Here is a 16,463-nt window from a genome sequence, read left to right on the forward strand (position 1 = left end):
ATAATTTCAATATCTATTTTATCAGCCCCCAAACTCCCGATTAAAATTAGAATCTAATAGATTTAGCTTGTCGAGTTTTTTACTAATATCAACCAGTAAAACATTGTAGCTGGTATTATGAGCAATTGCTGTTAATTGAAAAAGCGAGTTGCGGAGAATTGTATTTGAATCTGCCTGGGTGATTCTAATGGCATTTATGGATCCGGCTAAAACGGAAGCAGTTTCCTGTGATACCCCTTGAATTGATCCTTGTAATGGATCGGCTGATGATCCAGAAGATACACCGAATACATTTTTTAGCCCATATTTTTCCATTTCCTGGTTAATTAACTCTAAGCCTTCAGTGTAATCCTTTACACCTTGCTTAACATCCCCATTTGCGAAGAACTCACCAAGGTCATCAACAATTGTACCATCTCCACCAACTCCATATGAAGCCACCATACTTTTCTCTAAATCTTTGAATTTTTGAGAGAAAATAGAAGTAAATAAAAGTTTTGATGCCATATCGGCAATTACATCACCAACCGCCTTCCCGAATGCCAGTGCAGCGTCCGTTCCGTCGCGGAAGGATCCAACCAAAGCATCTCTAATACTGTCGCCTAACATTCCAGTCAACTCAGAAAGTCCTTCTAGTATTTGAGTTTTTGATTTATCTAGCTCATCACTGTAAGAAATTGTAGTTTCAAGCAATTCTTTTGTTTTATCATCAACCTGACCTGTTGCGATAAGAGACTTTGCCATAGCAACATTTAAGCTCTCCCATCCATCCACACCTTTTAATATAAGATCAGGATATTGTTCAAGTAGATTACCAAAAATATCTTTCTTTTTCTTAGCAAAAAGCCCACTAATCGCCCCTACTGCACCGCCAATCACCGCTCCGACCGCTGCTGTTGCAACGCTAAATAAACCAACACCAACAATACCTCCAATGACAGCACCTGCTGCGGCACCTGCTCCGGCTAACTGCCCAACAGACTTACCATCAACAACATTTTTTTGTCTTACTTTTGCTTGTCCATCATTTAGCCTGTCAATTGCTTCCTGATATTTTTTTTGAGCATCTTGATATTGAGCTACCCCGGCTTTAATTTTAGCCTCTATATCATTATTGAAAATACTATCTTTCCCTGCATATGATTGACCAATTTGCTGATTAAGTGCCAGTTGGTAATCATTTTCAAAACTAATACGTGCAAGAGCAAATGCCTTTTCCTCTTCATGACGCTTTTTTGAGGCAGATACCAAAGCGCCGACAATTGTTATAACACCCTGAATTGCCGCAGCATACTGGTTCATGCTGGTAGTGCCATCCTTATTCGTGGCGAATGCCTGCTTTATGTTTCCGTACTGCCCCGCTAATCCGGATAAAGCAGAACCAACGGAACCAATTCCGCCACCCATCTCCTGTAATACTTCGCTTAATTGCCCGATAGCACCGGCAATCATATCCCATCTTTTTATACTTTTGGCTTTGTAATTTTCTTCAATATTTTGAAGAGTTTCCAGGTGCTGACGGTATTCTTCGGATTCTTTATCCAGATTTTTAGTGAATTCGTCAAAATCTTTTCTTGCCTGAATAACTTTATCTCTGCTTATTTCATCATTTGAAAGCTTGGCTATTTTAGCAAATTCCTTGAATTCCTTAGATTTTTCAGCGACAAGAACATCCTGATCTTTATTAGCTTTTATTTCATCCTCATTGATCTGATTTAAAGCCTTGATGTAAGCTGCGCCTTTTTCTTTCCCGTAACGTTTTTCAAGTTCAATCCGCAGATCTTTAAACCGGTTTTCGATTTCAAGACGCTTTTGCTCGGATCCGGCAACTTCTAAAAGATATTGTCGAAAATTGTCTTTTCTTTGTGCTGATGCTTCATTGAGTTGCTGCTGTGTGTTTTTACGCTTCAACACAGAATCAGGCGACATATCAGTTGTGCCTAACTCGGACTGAACAGCTTTCAGCCTTTCAATTTCATCTGTCAAAGAAGTCGCAGACGTCCTGATATCATCTAGCCTTTTCTGAAACTTTTCCAGCGGGGTTTCTGCACCGGTAACATCCGAATACTCAACCTTTAATTTCACTAACTTTTCCTGCTCCTGTCCGGTCAACGAATCAGGATGAAAAGATTCAAATTCGTTTATTTGTTGCTTCAAATATTCGGCATAAGATTTACCTTGCGAGATCAGTCCGTCGAATTGCTCATTAGCCGCTTTCGCTCCAAGATTATCAACCCAAAGCTGATACTGGACATAAATCTTCTTCTTTTCTTCTAATTCTTCATCGAATGAGATGACTGCCAATTTTTTTCGGGCGTTAGCCGCATTCTTTTCAGCATCGGCAAGTATTGCCTGTTGTTTAGCAATTTGGCCTGTGTTGCTAACCGGTGTCTTTTCAAGTATTTCTTTTGATTTGGAAACTATGTAATCCCAATACGCAGCAGATCCATAGGGGCCCGATTTATCTGCCTCTTTTGCAGCCGCTTTACTTTCCTTGGAAATAGCTCCGGTAATCCTCGCTTTTTGCTTTTCAAGGTTATCAATATCCGCTTGAAGTTTCTTAAACTCTGTACTCGAAGATGCTGTTTGTTGAGCATCTTTTTTTGCTTTTATTTCTTCATCATAAGAAGCTACTGTTTTCTTGATAACCTTTTGTGTATTATCCGAAGACTTTAAACTAGCAGCGTCGGCGGACTGCAAAGCAGTTACACGTTCCAGGATTTTCTTTTGAAGTTCGCCTTCGCTTTGAACAATCTGTTTATTCGCTGCTATTGTATTCTGAGCCTGAATCTTAGCGAAATCAACTCCTGAAATAGCAGATCCAACCGCATTCCCGGCCGTCGCTGCCGCGCCAAGTATAGTTGATACAATTCCTGTATCCTTCTTGCCATTTTTAGCATCAAGTTGTCTTTGGATACTTTGATCAAGCTCGTTTTTAAGCGTATCTGTTTCAATTTGACGTTTCCTGGCTTCGATATATCCATTAATTACCTTCGTGCCCTCAGAGGTAGCAATATTTTCGAGCGTCAGCCCATTTAAGAGCTGTGGATGAATGGATATTAATTCTTTGAGCTTATTATTTCTGTCTTCACGGGAAGCATTTTCATTTTTTATCTGAGCAGTTAATACTTGAATCTTTGCATTTTCTCCGGACAATGATTGCGATACAACATTATTCACATCAGCTATTCGTTGCTGTGCTTTTTCTGCTTGTGTGGTAGTATCGCGGAATAAAGCAACAGCAGTAATCAGTCCGACAAGTGCGGCTCCTGCTACAACGTAAGGATTTAAACCGGTAACTAAGTTGAATAATGCCTGAGCATCAGCAGCAGACTTAATTGTTCCGGCCAATTCAAAGAATAACTTAACAGGCCCAACGCTGGCAGCTATGGCTTGAACTGCGGCGGTCGCGACAATAGCAGCTTTATATGCTCCGTAGGTTGCAACAAGAACTTTCAGTACATCAAGTATTGGTTCGTAATTCTGAACAAGTGTAGTTGCGAATCCAATACCTGAAGCAAGAAGCCCTTCTTGACTTTTACCAATATTATTAAATGCCTGCTCAACGGAATCCTCAAAGTTGGAATAGAGCCCGGTAAGGGATTTGCTTTGCTTCTCCATTAGGCCGGAGAACATACCACCTGACTGGGTAAGCGTATTTATTGCTTTCTCAACTTCCGGGAATCCAACTTTTCCAGCTTCGACTAAATTTTTCACTTCAGATTCCGCAACTCCAAATTGATCAGACAAGAGCCTGATTAGAGGAATCCCTCGACCTACGAACTGATTTAAATCGGCAGAGAATAACCTGCCTTGTGTTCGGGTTGTACCATATAGATAAGTAAGATCATTTAAAGGAATAGAAAGTCCCGATGCGATATCACCAAGTTTTGTCATAGTCTTGGTAACATCTTCACTTGCCACACCATAAGCAAGAAGCTGCTTGGCTCCGGTTGCAACCTCTTTTAAATTAAATGGCGTTGTAGCAGCAAGCTTAACGACGTCTGCAAATAAGGCGTCCGACTTGGTTTTATTTCCAAGCATCGTCTCAAATGCAATTTCAAGCTGCTGAAATTCTCCCCGGACCTGTATTAATTTCTGAGGAAGTGTAGCAAGCTGAGTAAATGCAAATGCACCACCTGCAAGTGTCGCAAGTTTACCAAACGCATCATTGACTTTTGTTGACTCGGTCGCCGCAGTATTAGTAAGCGCACGAATACGATTTGACATATCTTCAATGGCCGCATTGAATTGAGAATTCAATATTGTAGCCTCAAAAGAAAGGGCACCGTTGTTATTATTCATTACCTGGGGAGATTATTTTGGTAATTCATCAAAGAGTTAATTAGCCCATCATGAGAAACAGTCTTATCGGATTTTGAATTAGTGTCTTTATCACTTCCTGACTCGTATGAAGGCTGATCAATGAGCATGCGCATGACAATGGCATATGGAATTTTCCAAAGAATATAATCCAGGGGCCATCCGAAATGTGCGCATATAGAACCGCGTGATCCATGAAGACTTTTTAGTCCTCGCTGTTTGTCTCTATCAGCTGCGGTTTTGTGGTCCTTGCTGTCCTGAGGTATCTGATAGAGTTGGTAAAATCCCCGTAATTAGCCATCGTATTGATGATGGTCGTTAACTGGAGTAACTGCTTCGGCGTGATTCTCATAAAGAAATAACCAGCAAGAAAATTTACCAGGAATGGATAAAATGGACTGTTATTTAGCCAGGCAATGGCAACGATCTTTGCGCATCGATATGCGTGTGCTTTGGTTAAATTCTTTACTTCATGAAGCGGATTTATATTAATCAATTCTTCATCAAGATCAAGATTGATATACTCGCCACTGAGCCTGTCCATGACACCTAATGGAAAACTCGTAATGGTGAAAGATCTTGTTTTACTTTTACTAAACCAGCCCGTAAATCTTTTGGTCACAGTAAAGAACATACCATTGTTATTGATGATATCGAGTTCTTTTTTTTCCGCCAATAGCGGATCGAATTCTGTTTCTTCCATAGTGTGTATTCAAAAAAAGCCTCGGCTAAGAGGCTTTTTTTTATAATTTTAAGTGTGTTTTTTTGATTAAGCTACCACTACTTCCGGCCCAAATTCCCAAGGCGATGTTAATGCCTTTGTTGGCTGCAAAACAGACAAAAGAACATCGACAAGATAAAGCCCATCTTTTTGTAGGTTGAAATTTGCTTTTGCTGAAAGTTGGGTACGGATTAGTGTAATAATCTTACCCTTCTTTGGGACGATCTTAACAGACTTTTCGATGGTTACAGCTTGCAATGGCGCTTTCCATATCTTATTTGCTTCGGTTGTCCCTGTTACAGTACCTCCAAACAATGCCACCATGTCATCGGATGTGACGTTCATTAAAGAAATCATCATGGTCAATGCACCTGGCGTTACGTCCTTATCCAATGGCTGATCCGATTGGATAGACATAAAGTCTTTGGTTGTTGCGTCAGCCTGGGTTAAGGCCGCAGTTGAATCGGCATATATTGCTCCGATTGAAGTGAAGGCGGTAGCAACCCCACCATCAACAGCGATGGTCCCAATCTGGACATCACTGGTACCTCTTGTTACTCCCATTATAGTGTGTGTTTTAAATTTTAATGTGTGTGATTATTCCAGATTTTCAAAAATGAAATTTATTCTGATATTCATATAGTGTTGATTAATCTCCGGTTGTCTGATTAATGCTGTGCTGGCGATATAAAGGCTAAAATCTGAACCATATATATTGTTAAGAATAGACTTTAAAATCTCAACAAGTGTTTGAAGCCTGGATTCATTGGGAACAAAAAATGGTTTATTTGCTGGTCCTTGCTGCAAATCGACAACATGAATATTGACATTAGAAACTCCTTTTTGAAGACTACCGTCACTTAATGCAATTGTATTGACAACGATATCCTCCAACTTTGAATCGGCCGGTCTCACACTTTTATAAATGCTACCGGTAATGGCATACGCAAGCGTGGGATCACTCTTTAAAATCTTAAATATCTCAGTTGACTGATCCAGCGCTGTTTTCATTTCATTGCTTTAATTTTCGCTAACATCTTCGCTTTTAGTTTCGGGAATTCCGATGATGCAAGCATTTCAGCAGACGTTAACACATCGTAACCCATCGATTCAACGGCTGCCGCATAATCCATTCCGGCCACTACGATCAAAGCATATCCTTTTCCGGCGCGAGATGACAGTTCATCAGCTAACTGTCTTCCGGTTGCCGCACCTAGCTTCGAATCAGGGAAATAGTGACTGTAAACAACTCCATTAACAATAAGTACATAACCGATCGATGCCCGAAGATTTCCTGTCTGATCCTTGTAAGTATCCAGCGACCTGGCATGATTTACAAGTTCTTCACCTAGCGCCTGAAGTTGAAGGATAATCGCGCGATTGATTCTCTGGTACCTCTTTTCAAGCTCTCTCCTGAAATCAGCCGCGGTAAACTTGGATTTTACACCCATAATTTTGAATTCAGCTGCTTGGTTTCAAATCGTTTCACAACACCTTCAAGCTTAATATGCCCTTCCAATTCCACTTTTATCTTTGTCCCTCGGGCAATTTCCGTTGTTCCCTCAGGCATAAGAATCAAATACTCATATACATAAGCATTTCCGTCCGTGACCGTTATGTAAGAACCATTTCCATTCTCCTTGCTTCTGCAAATACCAACTTTTACCCATTCAGCAGCTTGTGGAATCCAATTTCCATCTGCATCCTGTCCGCCTGGACTTGTCTGGATATATTGAAACAATTCGTATGGATATTGAGCGAACATATTACCAGAGATTTGAAGCGTTTCTGATTTTTGGACCGTTTCCAAACTGATCAATCAATTCTTTGCATCCACTCTGCTTTGCAAGGGAAAGTAAAGAACTTGCGAAACTGGAATCAGAATATTGAATCGTGAAACCATCTTCTGAAATTGACTTGACTCCTTTATCCGTTTGAATTTCATTAATTGCCAAACCATAGATCAAGCATTTGTTAGTAGGATAATATTCCTCGGAAGGATTTAATCCAATTAGTTCGGCAGCAATACTTAACCTTTCATCAGAAAGTTTTGCATTGCTGCCGATCAAATGCTTTATGAGCGCAAGGTTTGTCATTCTGCTTCATTAGTTTTGGCGCCTTCATCGGCCGTTTGGCTTTTATCCTCCGCCTGTCCAGATCCAGAATTTGCTTCGGATCCTGAACTTTCTTCACCTTGATTATCGCCAGAATCCGCTTGTTCTTTATCAGAATCGGCTTTTGCTTTAATCTCGGTTTTCAAAGGAGGTTCCACTAACCCTCTTGAAACCAAACTTTCAAGTACACTTTTTTCAAGGTGACTGACATCGCTACCGACATAATGAATCTTATTAAAATCGGTGCGATCGCGGAATTCATCTTTAACAATGAAACCTTGGTTTTCAACAACATCCTTTTTCTTTCCTGCCATTACGCTTGAACAGTTTTAGTGTCAATCGTGTAAATCTGATCTACATTTGAAATCACCGGAAGTGATCTCGACTGAGAATTCGTATACTCAGCAAGTGAAGGACGGTTCGTTCTGAATTTCGACACCTGGATATAATTGTCCGCCTTTTCATAAGACACACCTGCAACCGGAGAGTTTTCCTCCGCTAAACGAGCATAGACCAAAGATCCAAGTACACCAGCCGGAGCAAGAACAACGCGACCTTCTGCCCATGGCTTGTAAGAAGATGTTTTTCCGTCGATTTGGTAACGAATTGAACGGTCTACCAGAACCACATCCAGACCAGTGATTGCCTTGAAAAGAGCGACAGCGGCATCTTGCCCAGGTGTGGGCTTAACTGTACCCAAATTACCAATAGATATAGCATAACGGTCTTTAAAGGCCGCACTATTCATCAGGTTTTTAAGTGCGAATTTATCAAGGTAAGCTACCTGTGGTGAATTTCCGTCACCATTGGCTTTATCCTTTACTCTGTCGATATCGGCAAGAGGATCAGCAGTAGAAGGGCTTGACCAAAGGATGTTGGCACCAAATTTGTTTTCGGCATAATACCCATAGTCTACGCGAATACCGGCGCCAACGTTTTCAGAAGCAATCTCTGCAACACCTTCAGAAAACCCACGAAGAAATGTACCTTCATTCGTTTCGTACTGACCAGCAATAACAGCTTTGGTATGATTGAATAGATTTTTTACAATCTGCCCCTCAGTGCCGCCAATTGCAATGGTAGTTTGAATATCGGTCAGTTGTTGTTCGTTCAACCAACGCTCAATACCAACCTTTGGAATCTTACCGCCCATTGCACTTGTTCCGCCGGATGTTTTGGTCGGAACAGGTGAATCCAAAGCGATATAATCGGCTCTTACGAACTGATTTTGTTCAGAAACCGTATCCCACATACCAGTAACAGAGAAAACCTGCTCGGTTAATTGCGTATGCAGATATGGTAGCGGGTTTTTAGTCCCGTTCAACTCCTGAACATATCTTAGGACTACCGGCTTGAACCATTTTTTAACGTAGTCCGGAAATAATGACTGTTCCATTCTTTAAAATATAAAAGTGTGTGTGTGATTATATTGGCGATTTCAGCTTATCAGGCTTGATCGCTTGTCCACCGTATACGGTTAGCCGTTGCTGTATTAAATGCAGCTTTGATGCTGGCAACCGCGAATGGTGAGGCTACTTCATTAACTGCTCCATGCACCAAAATACCAGCAAACGCAGCTGATGCTTCGATGGTCGCAATCAGAATACCCACATATTCATGTCCCGAAGGAAGTGCCGTATAGGCAGATGCAGCTCCATCTGTTTCGGAAACAAAAACTGTAAAACCAGATCCGGCTGTGCCGATATTTGCAGCAGCAGCACTTAGACTATCGCCATATTTATACCCGGTTCCCGCAGTTGTTAAAGTCGCACTGATCACTGAGCCTCCTGCAACTACAATAGTCGCCTTTGCTCCACTTCCTGTCCCACCTGTAAGTGTTACATTGGAATAGGTACCAGCATTTACATACCCAGTGCCCGCAGTGATTGCACCCAGCTTCACAATTGCTCCGGCTATTGAAACCGGCATTGGCTTGTGATCAGCAGTTGTAGAATTTTTGATGATGACATGGCCTGCTTTTAAGACATGCAATGGATATCCATTAACGTCAAGGGATCGGCCACCCTTTAAACTTTCGAGCATTTCGACGATTACGATGTTATCGTTTTCAGTCGAATAATTTTTTCGATCGCGATTTAAACTTACTACGGACATGATTTCTGATTTTAAAGTGCACCAAAGATGCTATCAACCTCCTCCTTGGAGGCTTCTTTTCCAGCACCACCTCCAACAGGAGTAAATGGACGACCGGATTGTCCCAAACCAAGATCTGAAAGCTTTTGAGACGCCTGGGAAATTTTTGCTTCCGTAGCAGTCACATATTCTTGAAAAGCTTCATCTGTTTCAAATTTCGAAGGATCGAAATTATCAATGTATACATCCTTTAAAATAGGATTGAAGTCTTTCAGCTTCGTTTCAAAGATTTGTTTCCTTGATTCGCTTGTTTTGCCCGATTCGATAGCTGCCAGTTTATCTGAAAGTAACTTGTTGGCCTCTAACTGCGCCTTGTTGCTTTCAATTAACCCTTTTGCCCATTCCGGCACCTCATTGGAATCTTTTGATTTATCCTTGCCGTTTTCAGAACTGCCCCCGGCGGAAGATTCTTTTTCTTTTTTAGCTGCCTCCTCTTTTTCGTCTTCTTTTTCCTTATCCTTTGCAGCGATTTCAGCAGCAGCGATTCGGTTAATTTCGGACTGGAAAGCTTTTAACATTGCACCGACCCCGTCAACAGCCTCGTCGATTTCGGTTTCTTCTTTAACGCTTTTCTCGAGATATTCAAGAACCACATTAATTGCTTTCTGGCTGTACCCAAGTGATTTGTACTTATTTACAAGCGCTAAGCGTAATTTCTCTTTCATGAAGAATTTGATGTGTGTGTGTAGTGTCAGGACAAAACTATAAATAATATTTTATACTTACAATATAAATATATTTTTATCTTTGTTGGGTAAAACACATACACACTATGAAGAACTTAATTTTTGCTTTAATTGGAATACTATATCTGGGAAGTGCTCGTGCTCAGGTTACTGTAACCTTTCCTGCGGGAAATATTGCCAGCGAAGAATGGGTCAAATCTCTTGTCACCAAAAAGATAGATTCATTGTCAACGGTGCATTCGAATGGGACTAAAAATATTCCGGATTCAGTCGTTCCTTTGCCGAACTGTTTACGGGGGCCAACGATTCAATCGATTACCTTCGACACCATGACTGGAATTTCAATACTGTTTGACGGAAAGGATGTCTTTGGATTGGATTATCTTCTACTAGGGCCGATTTATGAAATCGTGACGAAAGGTTCTTTGAAGCCAACGAGTAATATCATTAAGATAGGATATCAAAGCCTGCCCCCTGGGGACTACCACCTGACGGTAACTGCAAATACCTGCACCGGGAAAGATTCAAAAGACTTTACCATTAAGAAAAAATGAGAAAGTACTTTTTAAGTCTGCTACTACTTGTAGCAGCCCTTCCGATATTCTCTCAATCTGTAATAACCTACCCTTCTTCCGGCAATATCGCAACAGAAGAATGGGTTCAGAACTATCTATTTGATCAATTAGAGAAATACAATATCTCTGATTGTGATCTACGTATTGACACCATCGTTCAAGAGGGCTCTGCTATTGAAATAGGATTAACCGTCTCGCTTCAAAACCTGAACAACTATTCAATCAGGATTGTAAAGGGTGAGCAAACGTGGTTTTGGAACGCGGTACCCTATACTGTTGGTGAAAGGATGCGTATCGAAGGTGTTCCACGGCTTGATTCAGTCAGAATAACAATCAGGCCTACCTTGCACCCTACATGTTACGTGGGTTTCAATTACAATCTGGGAGGTGGGGATAACCCTGATCCAACGGACCCAACAGATCCTTCGAATCCAAATCCTACGGTTCCGTGCGCATCAGGACCTACTTTGCTGACAATTACCAATGTTCAGGCAACAGCGCTTACTGCTACTTTTCACGGAAACGGGGTATTTGAAGTATTGTGGAGAATTAAAAATGGAGCAGGAGCGACAATTCGAAGTGGAAATCTAACGCCTACCTCGTCAACTTTAAATTTCACTTACAGCGCAATTCCGTACGGAAATTATACACTTGATTTAATAGGAACGAGCTGTATAGGTTCCAGTAGCAAAACGTTTGTTTATCAGGATCCCGGAGGAATAGACCCAGGAACTCCGCCTGTTCAGAATAACGTAATTCCTGCTTTTTCACAGGTTCCGAAGTTACTTGTTACAATTTCAAATGTAAATGGTGTTTATTCTGATAATACCGCTGACGATTACCAAGAATCTGGCATAACCTACCGTAACGCTAACGGCCGGAAATATAGGGCCCTTTACTGGTTAAATGAAGTTCCTTGGAAAAATTCAGATAATTCGATTAAATCATTTAAGAATGTTACTATTCCAAACGGTATTCTTCTTACGGTAAGGAAAGAATATGCTGACGTAAATTGGGCCGGTTCTAATTCTCATACCGATTTCAAGAACAGAGGCTGGGATATTTGGCTTCACGCAAATGAAAACCCCAACGCAGACGGTTCTTGGTTGCTTGCCACGGCTGTTACGCAGATAACGACAAATAACGGGGTTGATTTAAATACAGGCTCTTTGGTTCGGGATAATAACCCTTCGTGGTTAGATGCTAGTAAATATGTGCCTCAATTCTATTTCAACCCTTCCAGTTACTCACCAGATAAGCCAGTTACATTACATGCTTTTCCGGCTGGAAATACAGCGCAAGAAACAGCAGACCATTTGTCGGCCGGAGGTATTAATCACCTTTGGTGGCAAAACCTTCACGGAGCCGGTATTTACACAAACGGAGCTCCGACTCCAGGGGTAGACACGCATGGTATTTTACCTTCTTTCAACCTTTCAAGTACTGATTATTATAATATAATCAAAGGTGTTTATGGGATTGAGCTTACACCGTACGGTGGTCAAGCAACTTGCGAACAGGCCCGCACTGTTGCAGATGGTATTTTTATTTGCGAAGGCTGCGTTTATACGGATGAATTTACAGAAGGGTTGTACCCGCAATTTGCACCTTCGAGGGAATGTTTTTACCAACGATTTAATGAAAGAGTAGCGGCGCTTGGATATACCAAAGTTCAGTTACTTGGTGATTATGGTTATGGATCTCAAAATGTTGGGTTGAACGGGAAAGATCCTTTAGGATCCTATGCACTAAGTTTGACAAATTCTAATGTTGTAAATAACCTTGAAAATGTAGATGGATCCAATAATACAGGGTTTAAACAATACGCCCAGGGTGCATATAATTACCGTGGCACTGTAATCGGTGATTACTACGCTATAACTGGTCTTTCTCCTGCAAGGGGAACAGCGAAATTCTGGGAAGCATTGGTTACTATAAATGCGACGCCAAACAAAGCAAAAATGTTGTTCGCTACCGACCTTATGCAGTCAAATGCACACGGGGCGGATGTTCCTTATAAAGATTCGGGAACCCTTTTGGCGAATGGAAGTATCAGTTACGATTACCCTGATACGCCCGCCGAAATAATGAAATTTGACGCGTTCTTTTCGCTTTTGGTTTACGATTCATGGTATTATTGGCAAGCATTTGGAGCGAAAAAAGTAAGCGATATTGACTGGAGGCGCACGGGTATTTGTCTTGATGCCGGGGTGGTTGGTAGTAGAATGTATGCCCGGTTAATCCCTACCCTAAACCAGGCTGGAAGACAAATTTATGCCTGTGATTACACAGCAAATGGCGTGCCTTTTACCAGCTCAACAACAGAACGGAGGTTGCCTATAAAAGGAGTTCCACGTTACGACAACCGCTATTTCAATGAAGCGTTAGCAGCAAATAAAGGAGTTGCGCTTTGTATTCCAGGAACCAAAAAAGCATTTTTCTATTATAACACAAACATTGATCCTTCTGTAATAGAAACCGTGATTATAACTTATAACGGTGTCCAATTCAACCTGGGTCAAGTGGCTGGAAGTACAATGGTGGTGGCTTACGAACCTTGATTAACAGATAACATACACACTTTTTAATGAAAAGATTAACCGGAATAATAATTTTATTACTTGTTCAAAGTTTATCCTTTGGGCAAGTAAATGTTCACATAAGTAACGGAGGCCGTGCAGCAACTCAGGAATGGGTAAAGGTCTACCTGGAAACTCTGCTGAATCGTATAGAAGCTCCTGTTGACACTGGCGGAGTAACTACTCCTCCTTCGCCTATTTGTTCAGGTCCAAATATTCAGTCTGTTTCTTCCACAAGTCCAACAGGCCTGACTTTCACCTGGTCAGGTTTGAATGTTCCGGATATTGTATGGACTGTAAGTAATAGCACTGGTATTCTTCGTACAGGATCGGTTAATTCATCAAATCCGACCCGCAGCATTATTTACAATTCAATTGGTTATGGTACTTTTTCTTTTAGTATTAAAGGAATTGGATGCCCTACAACTCCTGCGCCTGTAAGTTTCACTTTAGAAGCTCCCCCGGTTATTGTTTCTTCCGGAAGAAGAATTTATATGAATACATCAGGGTATGGATTTAGCGCATCTGACCCGTATGGTATCGATCAGGATTGGAGAAAAAGAATAGAAGCATTTACAAGCCTGAATTATAATGGTGTTACGTTTTCTGGCATCAACGGGGTAAGGCTATGTATGAAGTGGATGGACTATGAGCCTTCCCAGGGTTTATATAATGATGCAAAGTTGATTGCGGCAATAAATTATTGTAAAAGCAAAGGCCTCAAATTAGCTATCTGCGTATTTCCTCTTAGAATAGCTACCGATGGATTCATTCCGGAGAGCGAGCGCGCGAAAGGATCTGGCGGGACAATATGGATAACAGAAATCGATAAGATAACGCTGGCACCATATAGCGTCATTGCAAAGTCAAAGTTCAGGGCTATGATAAAACATCTAGCTTCAATAATGGCTCAGTATCCCAACGACACGGATTATATATCTATGGGTTATGGGAATAGTGAAGAATTTTGGAACCCGATTGTACAGACCTACGCACCATCAGCTTTCAGTGAGTTAACCGGATATTCTGACGTAGATAGATCAGCATGGGCAACTTATGCAGCGGCCAATGGGCATGCAGGTTTAGCGCCACCAGTTACTCCAAACATTGCTAATGCATACGATACTGGGTATTTCTGGACTACTGAAAATGGCAAATTATGGTATGATTTCATAACGGATGGATTAGTAAATCTTCATGCGACATTCCGAGATGCAGTGCATGAGGGCGGGGTAAAAGCATGTGGATTCTATGCCGACGCAGGTGGTGCGCAATCAGCCTGGTACATGACTTACCGATTGAACAAGATATTTGCCGGATGCGATGTGATGTATTCATCCGAAGGCGCAAATAGGTATGATCTAGGTACTAAGCTACTTTCAGCTGATGTAAATCTTGGCACCTTCCCCAACGCAGAAGCTGGAATTGAATTTGACCCCGAAGATCTTTCAACGGACGGATCTACCAATTACGGGAATAATACCGATTCTGGTCATTTACTCGAATACGGTTCTTCATTCTTTAAGCGAGGCGGCAAGATTATACATTTCGCCTTGGCTTATAGTTTTGGGGAAAATGGCACGAATAATAATATCATTCAATTAGCTCCGGCGCTTTGGGTGCTTCAAAATGACTATGTCAAGTCTACAACGATTCCACCGATTACCTCAGTGCCAACCATTACTTTTCCGATAACAAGTTTTTCAGGTGATCAGGGATACCGGTCACTATGGTCTTCAAACGGTGGCGGCACAGACAAACAAGTAAGGATAAAAATAGAATAATATTAAAATTTATCATGAAACCAAACTTTAAAAAGATCCTGATTGCAGGCGGAATTGTACTGATAAGTATTACTTGTTTTGTGCTTTACGTCCAATTTAAAAGACAAAATCAAGCTCCAAAACAGCCAATTGATATTGCTTTGGACAGTGCAGACTATTGGAGAAAGGAGGTAATCAAGGCAGATAATAATTTAAAAGATGCACAACAAAACTTAAAAATTCATGAAGGAAACATTGACAGCCTGGCAAAAGATATGGCCACCGATAGTTTTGCTATGGTTATCCGTCGCAGCGTGCTACGGGCAAGAGTCAAAAGTGATATTAGAGCAGGTGAAATACGTGACAGCATTAGAAGACAGCACCCTTAAATTCGAAGCTTTAAAACCTTATGTCCGACAATTGCAAATCACACATAAACTTCAATCTGAGGCCTATGAATCAGAAAAACGTTCCCACATGTTCGACAACATCCTGCATGAATCAAAAGTGTCTGAATGCCAGACGGCACTTGACTCCGAAAAAGAGGCCGGGCGAAGGAAAGGCATTAAAGGAGCAATAATTGGAGCTGCTGCAATCACGCTGATTCGAGTTATTGCAAAGGTTGCCAGCCAATAAATACACACACTAACAAAGCAAAACTCACTACCAGCGTGGAGAATAATATTGATAAAATCACCGACTTAACCGAGAAAAAGCCTACCCAGGCAATCATCTACATGCTTCTTACGGCACTGCTATCTCTGTCGGGCGTCATCGTCTGGCAAAATAACAAATTAGGCAATAAGGATGAAGAAAAGGAAGTCGCAGTAGCCAATCAACTCACAGCCGACAGCAAAGAAATATCCTTTTGGAAAGATCTGTATAAGGATATGAAAAAGGAGAAAGATGATTGCAACAGCCTTGTTGTGGTGCGCACTGACGCAACTGCAATAAAGGATCAGGAAAGGATAAAATTTCTCGAAGAAAGCATAAAAGGAAGTATAAAATCAACCAAAAAGCAAGCGGTCAGCATTCAGAAGCTTTCCGAAACGATCCCAACTGTCAAAACACCAACTATTACTCCAAACAATCAAACCAATGAAAACTAAACATGTAACCTGGATAACTTTGTTGCCTTTGGCTTGCCTCGTTATTTTGCTGGCTATGGGCGTAAAATCTCAACAAAGTCCAACGCAGCAATTATCAAAAGTAGATTCATTGCAAATTCCTGCCGGTATTAAATTACCTGACAGCACTCAGATAAAGCTTGTTGTCAGAGCAAAACGACTGGATAAACTTGACAGCCTTCTTTCGCTCGATAGCATGTTAAAAGCCAGCAATGAAAGGGCAATCGTAAATGTCAAAAAGAAAATTGCACGATTTGAACAGTACCGCAAAACCCCAATAGTTGAGCTGATTCCAAAATCAAAGCCTTCCTTGGTCGTCAACCCACCGGTTCTTCCTGACTCGATCCCTTTTAAAAAAAAGCCGAAACGCTCAGTCTTAATGAGGATGAAGGACTTCATTAACAAGCCTTAAAGGCCGTCG

The 16,463-nt window shown here is 41.3% G+C and carries 18 protein-coding genes; 7 read left to right on the forward strand and 11 right to left on the reverse strand.

Annotated elements, in window-relative coordinates; all coding sequences use genetic code 11:
• Positions 1-21: 21 nt before the first annotated feature.
• The 11 genes from FZF08_RS07045 to FZF08_RS07095 form a co-directional block, all read right to left on the reverse strand.
• A complete protein-coding gene (locus tag FZF08_RS07045; RefSeq protein WP_159467937.1) occupies positions 22-4,305 on the reverse strand; it encodes a tape measure protein in 4,284 nt (1,427 codons plus the stop codon).
• A gap of 223 nt (positions 4,306-4,528) precedes the next feature.
• A complete protein-coding gene (locus FZF08_RS07050; RefSeq protein WP_159467938.1) occupies positions 4,529-5,026 on the reverse strand; it encodes a hypothetical protein in 498 nt (165 codons plus the stop codon).
• Between the two features lie 66 nt (positions 5,027-5,092).
• A complete protein-coding gene (locus FZF08_RS07055; RefSeq protein ID WP_159467939.1) occupies positions 5,093-5,608 on the reverse strand; it encodes a hypothetical protein in 516 nt (171 codons plus the stop codon).
• 33 nt (positions 5,609-5,641) lie between these two features.
• On the reverse strand, positions 5,642-6,055 hold the full coding sequence (locus FZF08_RS07060) for a hypothetical protein (RefSeq protein ID WP_159467940.1): 414 nt from the start codon (positions 6,053-6,055) through the stop codon (positions 5,642-5,644).
• A complete protein-coding gene (locus FZF08_RS07065) occupies positions 6,052-6,495 on the reverse strand; it encodes a hypothetical protein (RefSeq protein ID WP_159467941.1) in 444 nt (147 codons plus the stop codon). Before FZF08_RS07065 ends, FZF08_RS07060 begins: the two co-directional genes overlap by 4 nt.
• Complete coding sequence (locus FZF08_RS07070) at positions 6,486-6,809, reverse strand: hypothetical protein (protein ID WP_159467942.1); 324 nt, start codon at positions 6,807-6,809, stop codon at positions 6,486-6,488. Before FZF08_RS07070 ends, FZF08_RS07065 begins: the two co-directional genes overlap by 10 nt.
• Position 6,810: 1 nt before the next feature.
• A complete protein-coding gene (locus FZF08_RS07075) occupies positions 6,811-7,140 on the reverse strand; it encodes a DUF6706 family protein (protein ID WP_159467943.1) in 330 nt (109 codons plus the stop codon).
• Positions 7,137-7,472, reverse strand: coding sequence for a hypothetical protein (locus FZF08_RS07080; RefSeq protein ID WP_159467944.1), 336 nt, complete (start codon positions 7,470-7,472; stop codon positions 7,137-7,139). The genes FZF08_RS07075 and FZF08_RS07080 overlap by 4 nt, the downstream gene beginning before the upstream one ends.
• Complete coding sequence (locus tag FZF08_RS07085) at positions 7,472-8,554, reverse strand: major capsid protein (protein ID WP_159467945.1); 1,083 nt, start codon at positions 8,552-8,554, stop codon at positions 7,472-7,474. Before FZF08_RS07085 ends, FZF08_RS07080 begins: the two co-directional genes overlap by 1 nt.
• Positions 8,555-8,604: 50 nt before the next feature.
• On the reverse strand, positions 8,605-9,273 hold the full coding sequence (locus tag FZF08_RS07090; protein ID WP_159467946.1) for a hypothetical protein: 669 nt from the start codon (positions 9,271-9,273) through the stop codon (positions 8,605-8,607).
• An 11-nt stretch (positions 9,274-9,284) separates the two neighbouring features.
• On the reverse strand, positions 9,285-9,977 hold the full coding sequence (locus FZF08_RS07095) for a hypothetical protein (RefSeq protein WP_159467947.1): 693 nt from the start codon (positions 9,975-9,977) through the stop codon (positions 9,285-9,287).
• A gap of 107 nt (positions 9,978-10,084) precedes the next feature.
• Between FZF08_RS07095 and FZF08_RS07100 the strand changes: the two genes are divergently transcribed.
• Genes FZF08_RS07100 through FZF08_RS07130 form a run of 7 tightly spaced genes read left to right on the forward strand, consistent with a single transcriptional unit; the run spans position 10,085 to position 16,454 of the window.
• Entirely contained in the window at positions 10,085-10,552 is a 468-nt protein-coding gene (locus FZF08_RS07100) for a hypothetical protein (RefSeq protein WP_159467948.1), read from the forward strand.
• Positions 10,549-13,134, forward strand: coding sequence for a hypothetical protein (locus FZF08_RS07105; RefSeq protein ID WP_159467949.1), 2,586 nt, complete (start codon positions 10,549-10,551; stop codon positions 13,132-13,134). Before FZF08_RS07100 ends, FZF08_RS07105 begins: the two co-directional genes overlap by 4 nt.
• Before the next feature lie 26 nt (positions 13,135-13,160).
• Positions 13,161-14,936: a hypothetical protein gene (locus tag FZF08_RS07110; protein WP_159467950.1), complete on the forward strand. Its 1,776-nt coding sequence runs from the start codon at positions 13,161-13,163 to the stop codon at positions 14,934-14,936.
• 14 nt (positions 14,937-14,950) lie between these two features.
• Positions 14,951-15,304: a hypothetical protein gene (locus tag FZF08_RS07115; RefSeq protein WP_159467951.1), complete on the forward strand. Its 354-nt coding sequence runs from the start codon at positions 14,951-14,953 to the stop codon at positions 15,302-15,304.
• Complete coding sequence (locus FZF08_RS07120) at positions 15,276-15,551, forward strand: hypothetical protein (protein WP_159467952.1); 276 nt, start codon at positions 15,276-15,278, stop codon at positions 15,549-15,551. Before FZF08_RS07115 ends, FZF08_RS07120 begins: the two co-directional genes overlap by 29 nt.
• 35 nt (positions 15,552-15,586) lie before the next feature.
• Entirely contained in the window at positions 15,587-16,024 is a 438-nt protein-coding gene (locus FZF08_RS07125) for a hypothetical protein (protein WP_159467953.1), read from the forward strand.
• Positions 16,014-16,454, forward strand: a complete 441-nt coding sequence (locus FZF08_RS07130) for a hypothetical protein (protein WP_159467954.1) — start codon at positions 16,014-16,016, stop codon at positions 16,452-16,454. Before FZF08_RS07125 ends, FZF08_RS07130 begins: the two co-directional genes overlap by 11 nt.
• The last annotated feature ends 9 nt before the right edge of the window (positions 16,455-16,463 follow it).

This window comes from Dyadobacter sp. 3J3 (assembly GCF_009801115.1).
Taxonomy (GTDB): Bacteria; Bacteroidota; Bacteroidia; order Cytophagales; family Spirosomataceae; genus Dyadobacter.

What these genes read in the sequence shown, in the direction of transcription:
- FZF08_RS07045 (WP_159467937.1), bottom strand. Translation starts at nt 4,305, where the DNA reads ATGAATAATAACAACGGTGCCCTTTCTTTTGAGGCTACAATATTGAAT.
- FZF08_RS07050 (WP_159467938.1), bottom strand. Translation starts at nt 5,026, where the DNA reads ATGGAAGAAACAGAATTCGATCCGCTATTGGCGGAAAAAAAAGAACTC.
- FZF08_RS07055 (WP_159467939.1), bottom strand. Translation starts at nt 5,608, where the DNA reads ATGGGAGTAACAAGAGGTACCAGTGATGTCCAGATTGGGACCATCGCT.
- FZF08_RS07060 (WP_159467940.1), bottom strand. Translation starts at nt 6,055, where the DNA reads ATGAAAACAGCGCTGGATCAGTCAACTGAGATATTTAAGATTTTAAAG.
- FZF08_RS07065 (WP_159467941.1), bottom strand. Translation starts at nt 6,495, where the DNA reads ATGGGTGTAAAATCCAAGTTTACCGCGGCTGATTTCAGGAGAGAGCTT.
- FZF08_RS07070 (WP_159467942.1), bottom strand. Translation starts at nt 6,809, where the DNA reads ATGTTCGCTCAATATCCATACGAATTGTTTCAATATATCCAGACAAGT.
- FZF08_RS07075 (WP_159467943.1), bottom strand. Translation starts at nt 7,140, where the DNA reads ATGACAAACCTTGCGCTCATAAAGCATTTGATCGGCAGCAATGCAAAA.
- FZF08_RS07080 (WP_159467944.1), bottom strand. Translation starts at nt 7,472, where the DNA reads ATGGCAGGAAAGAAAAAGGATGTTGTTGAAAACCAAGGTTTCATTGTT.
- FZF08_RS07085 (WP_159467945.1), bottom strand. Translation starts at nt 8,554, where the DNA reads ATGGAACAGTCATTATTTCCGGACTACGTTAAAAAATGGTTCAAGCCG.
- FZF08_RS07090 (WP_159467946.1), bottom strand. Translation starts at nt 9,273, where the DNA reads ATGTCCGTAGTAAGTTTAAATCGCGATCGAAAAAATTATTCGACTGAA.
- FZF08_RS07095 (WP_159467947.1), bottom strand. Translation starts at nt 9,977, where the DNA reads ATGAAAGAGAAATTACGCTTAGCGCTTGTAAATAAGTACAAATCACTT.
- FZF08_RS07100 (WP_159467948.1), top strand. Translation starts at nt 10,085, where the DNA reads ATGAAGAACTTAATTTTTGCTTTAATTGGAATACTATATCTGGGAAGT.
- FZF08_RS07105 (WP_159467949.1), top strand. Translation starts at nt 10,549, where the DNA reads ATGAGAAAGTACTTTTTAAGTCTGCTACTACTTGTAGCAGCCCTTCCG.
- FZF08_RS07110 (WP_159467950.1), top strand. Translation starts at nt 13,161, where the DNA reads ATGAAAAGATTAACCGGAATAATAATTTTATTACTTGTTCAAAGTTTA.
- FZF08_RS07115 (WP_159467951.1), top strand. Translation starts at nt 14,951, where the DNA reads ATGAAACCAAACTTTAAAAAGATCCTGATTGCAGGCGGAATTGTACTG.
- FZF08_RS07130 (WP_159467954.1), top strand. Translation starts at nt 16,014, where the DNA reads ATGAAAACTAAACATGTAACCTGGATAACTTTGTTGCCTTTGGCTTGC.